This window comes from Sulfitobacter sp. (assembly GCF_036961165.1).
In the GTDB taxonomy this organism is placed as follows: Bacteria; Pseudomonadota; Alphaproteobacteria; order Rhodobacterales; family Rhodobacteraceae; genus Sulfitobacter.
Genome location: NZ_JBALVJ010000156.1, coordinates 1 through 3,818 on the forward strand (window position 1 = coordinate 1; position 3,818 = coordinate 3,818).

Below are 3,818 nucleotides of genomic sequence, written 5' to 3' on the forward strand. Positions count from 1 at the left end.
CGTTCGGGTTGGATACATCTTAGCACGCTGTCCAATTTTGCCGGACCACTTCAGCACATGCGGCGCGACGTTGGCAGACCAGTGACAGGCCGGACAGGTGACAATCACCACATCACGCGCTGTCAGATCGGCTATGCGAATCTCGAACTTTAAACCAAGGATCGAAGGTGCGTAGGGCATGGCACCATTTAGCGCTATGTCCCCTAAATGTTCTATAGCGAATTTCTGCCTAGATTGAGCAATTTGCCGCTTATAACTCAGGTGGCATTGCGGCGTTAACCAATCGGTAAGACCTCTTAACTTATTCGTAAAATATAGAGGAGAAAGTTATGAAAATTGATGACTTGCTGGAGCAAACACTGATCGCCGCCATGATAGCTGAAAGAGCGGGCTATAGTCACACACGCTCTGCACTTCTTGAAATCGCAAAGCAGTTGCAGAAAGAGCGCGTTGACGTAAGGTCATCCATTGAAATCGGCAATTTCTGTCTGCCTGTGCGACTCAGTTAATAATCTGTTTACCAAATTTCATGCACCTTCTGATTGTAACAGGAGTGAGTATAATATGAAAACCGTAAAATTTATATTTGATGTCTTGGCCGATCTCGCCAAGTTTGCGAAAAAGAACGAGATGTTTGACTTAGAGAGCGCAATCTTCGAAACGCAGCACGTCGCCCGAAATGAGATCATGCAAAGAAAAGAGGATTCAAACTATCGAGCGGTGATGGATGCTGTATTTCCAGACATAAGAGAGTTGAATACAAGTGACACCACGAAGTGATAATCTCAATCGAAACCCTAGCAACGCGAAGAAGGTCAGAATAATCCTAATTCTAACACTTGGTATGTGCTAATTGTCGGCTACCGGTACGCCTGAGCAAGGCGAGACGCTTTCGGCGGTCTCGACGCTGGACGACGAAGACGGTGTCGGCACGCTCTCGTATCAGTGGCTGCGCGACGGGACTGCGATTGATGGCGCGACCTCCGCGAGCTACGCGCTGACACCGGCGGATGTCGGGGCGGCGATGTCCGCGCGGGTGCCCTATACGGATGGTTCAGAAACCGACGAAGAGAAGACCAGTACTGAGACGGCAGCCGTTACATCCAGTGAACCACCTTGCGACGAGGAAGGAACAGGCGGTCCGGATATATTCGTTGGCAAAATTTTTTGCACCAAGTTCGACGGCCTCGGTCGAAATGACTCTATTACGGGCGGTCCGGGCGGCGATGGGGACGACACGATTAATGGCGGTGAAGGCAATGACAAACTGCCCGGCGGCAGCGGCAACGACGTCATCAATGGTGGTCCCGGAAATGACCGGATCGGCGGCGGTGATGGCGACGACTCCATGGTTGGTGGCGACGGCGACGACGGTGGCGGCGCGGGCCCGGGGAACGACACGATCGAAGCCGGTGGTGGCAATGACCGGTTCAACGCGGGCTATGGCCAAGAGTATATCGACATGAGGGCGGGCGATGACATCTCCGGTGCCAGCTTCGGCAACGACACGATGTTCGGCGGCGACGGCGACGATTTGCTGACCGGTGGCTATGGCAATGATGAAATCCATGGCGATGCGGGTGAAGACACGATCAACTCCGGACTTGGGGATGACACCGTGACTGGCGGTGCGGACGCGGATCAGTTCCTCTTCAATGCGCTCTTCGGCGGCGGCACCACTGTGATCACCGATTTCGAGGATGGCATCGACACGATCCGCGTGGTTGGCCTGCGCTACCCTCCCGATCCGGTCGGGCGTTTGGATATTACCAACACAACCATCGATAAGGGTGAATTCGCGGGTCAAACGGGGGTCGCAATGAGCTATGCCGATCACACGATCATTGTACTGGACACGGCCGAGAAGGACTTCAGCCCGAGCGATTTCACCGTGGACGATTTCCTGTTCGTCTGAGCCAAAGCGCGGTCTTGTCAGAAGAAAGAGGTTAATCGATGTGTTTGAACAGGTTGTCGGCGTTTTCCAAGTGGTTTTCCGGCTGTGCTACGTCGCCATCACTATGGGCATCGGTTGGCGAAAACAGGCCCGATCTGGGATTTTCCCGTCAAGCGATGAATGCGGGCCGCGGCTGGTGTTAGCGAGCGGCCTAAAAGCCCGTGACCCGGTCATTGAATGGTCGAAATGCCGCGCGATGCACGAATGGCCGGTTCGACGGGCCGCGCCGCCGCATCGGATTGACTATTGAATGTCCGCTGTGGGCCTGTCAGGTCCCTCTGCCAGCGCAACTTTGCAAATTCCGCTTCCTGCGCATCGCTGCCGTTTGACGCCGATGTAACATCTGTTACTCTGCGCTTTTTTTACCCTTCGCCGCGCCTTGCATCTTGGTCAATTTTTCCAGCTTGGAGTCGGTTCATGACGTGAACGTCAAATTCATCTGACGTTCCACACCGACGACCATTCCTGCCACAGCGTTATGCACAGATTCCCGCTCCCCCCTATTGCTCCCGATCCCGGACGGATGCAGATTGCACGCATGAGGCGAGCATTCCTCAATCAGAGTCATCATAGGACGACTCATTTCGTGCAGAAGTGTTGAAAAAGGCGAGCTTACGCCCTGACCTTTTGCGCCCGGAGTTTCCTGTCGTGCCATAAAAAATGGTCAGCAGGGCACAGGCATGGTCTCTCCCTTGACCGAATTGAGGAGGGAGTCGCCGTGGCATTACCACCGCGCGTGTTTTTTTCGCTTTATGAAGTCTCAGTCCGCTGGGATTGTTCCGTCGCCGATATCGCGGGATGGGCGTCACAGGGCAAGCTGAAGATCATGACGGGGATCGGACTTGTCGGTGCTGTCAGACGAATGCGAACCAGTCTCAGTTCTCCGGCAACCTCAATCTGTCAGGCTGCGCAGAGACCGCGCCACTCGGTAAGAGCAGCGGCGCGGTTCAGCTTGAAATTTGATCGGATGTAAAGGTGGCGCTCCGCGTTGAAATGGTTGTGGACTGAGCCGTGAACGGCAGCGAATTTCTGTAAAGTTCGCATCCGTCTAAAGCGAAGCATAGCCCGTTCTCGCCTTCGAAATGGCTGGTGTGAATTCTCAGCCCTGTTGTTTTTCCAGCGGCCGGTTTCTTGCCGATCAGCGTTGCCGATCTCCTTCATCGCCGCGCCGTAGGAACGCAACTTGTCGGTGACGAAGATATGTGGTCGACCATGACGTTTCATTGTTTTTCATAAGAATTTCAATGCTGCCTTTCGATCACGGCGCTTTGTGACAAAGCTTTCCAGGACTTCCCCCTCGTGATCCACAGCCCGCCAAAGATAGTGCTTCTCGCCGTTGATCTTCACGAACACCTCGTCCAAGTGCCACTGCCAATTTGAATATACACGCATCTGGCTGACCCTTTTCTTGCGAATCTCTGCGGCAAACAGCGGGCCAAATCTGTTCCACCAAAATCGAACCGTTTCGTGGCTGATGTCGATGCCGCGTTCGTACAGCAGGTCCTCGACATTGCGGAGCGAAAGTGGAAATTGAACGTACAGCATCACGGCCAAGCGGATGATCTCAGGGCTCGTTTTAAAGTAGCGAAAGGGGCTGCGTTTTGTCATCCCACGACGCTAATTTCTCGCCCTGCCCGCCTCAACTTATTTTGCTCTGACAGTGCCCGTCAGCTTGCACCATGTTCTAGTTGCAGACACGGCCGCCAATCTTCGGTGTGAAGGGAAATACATCAATCTTGATTATGGCCGTCGTGTTCCCCACTGGAACCGTAATGGCTTCTGCTAGGCCACCTCCGCGCTTGTCGGGCCCGGTGAAGTGGTCCGGCAAAATTGGACAGCGTGCTAAGATGTATCCAACCCGAAC

5 protein-coding genes and 1 pseudogene are annotated in these 3,818 nt (G+C 54.0%); 3 read left to right on the forward strand and 3 right to left on the reverse strand.

The window, feature by feature from the left end:
• On the reverse strand, positions 1–180 hold a 180-nt coding region (locus tag V7730_RS22380), incomplete at its 3' end, for a hypothetical protein (protein ID WP_335749766.1).
• Between the two features lie 149 nt (positions 181–329).
• Here V7730_RS22380 and V7730_RS22385 point away from each other — a divergent pair.
• The 3 genes from V7730_RS22385 to V7730_RS22395 all read left to right on the forward strand — a co-directional run bounded on the left by V7730_RS22385 (position 330) and on the right by V7730_RS22395 (position 1,915).
• Entirely contained in the window at positions 330–509 is a 180-nt protein-coding gene (locus V7730_RS22385) for a hypothetical protein (RefSeq protein ID WP_335749767.1), read from the forward strand.
• A gap of 55 nt (positions 510–564) precedes the next feature.
• Positions 565–780, forward strand: a complete 216-nt coding sequence (locus tag V7730_RS22390) for a hypothetical protein (protein ID WP_335749768.1) — start codon at positions 565–567, stop codon at positions 778–780.
• Positions 781–853: 73 nt separating this feature from the next.
• A complete protein-coding gene (locus V7730_RS22395) occupies positions 854–1,915 on the forward strand; it encodes a calcium-binding protein (RefSeq protein WP_335749769.1) in 1,062 nt (353 codons plus the stop codon).
• A 939-nt stretch (positions 1,916–2,854) separates the two neighbouring features.
• Here V7730_RS22395 and V7730_RS22400 read toward each other — a convergent pair.
• Positions 2,855–3,562 (reverse strand): annotated as a pseudogene (locus V7730_RS22400) (IS6 family transposase).
• A 76-nt stretch (positions 3,563–3,638) separates the two neighbouring features.
• A partial coding sequence (locus tag V7730_RS22405; protein WP_335749770.1) for a hypothetical protein occupies positions 3,639–3,818 on the reverse strand: 180 nt, incomplete at its 5' end.